The following is a 500-nucleotide window of genomic DNA, read 5'->3' as shown; positions in this document are numbered from 1 at the left end:
TCAAAACAGCATTAGCAAATGACACTGATTTTGATAAATACATTGGTGGCGGCGACTCGACTAAGATTGCTAAAGCCAAGTTTGCTATTGGGGCGATGTACGATGCATCAAGTGCAGATGTCAATGTAAGTCAAGGGTCGGTTAAGTTACCTCACTACTTAGAAACAAGCAGCAGCAAATGGAATACTCAGCCGTTTGAATCCGCTATGCCTAGCCTAGCTAAGGTTTCAAATGCTCTAAGTAATAGTGCAGAAAAGGCGAACATGGCCGCTCAACTTATTGCTGCTGGTATTGATGCAAGTATATTAGCGACGAGTCAAACAGAGCAGCTTAAACTCATTGGTTTAAACCTGACTCTTAAAGATGGTTCTGCACTTGATAGCGAGCGAGTCATCACCAAATACTCACCTGTTCCTCAAGTTAAATCATTAGAAGACGTCGAATTCTTACTGTTTACGCCAAATGGTTCTGATCCTACTAATGTTGTGATCTACCAACAC

At 41.8% G+C, this 500-nt stretch carries 1 pseudogene; it reads left to right on the top strand.

What is annotated here, in order from left to right:
• Positions 1–500 (top strand): annotated as a pseudogene (locus AB4496_RS28910) (lipase); the annotation flags it as partial.

The organism is Vibrio sp. 10N.222.46.A1, assembly GCF_041473595.1.
GTDB lineage: Bacteria > Pseudomonadota > Gammaproteobacteria > Enterobacterales > Vibrionaceae > Vibrio > Vibrio tasmaniensis_A.
This window is presented reverse-complemented; position numbering and strand designations above follow the sequence as displayed.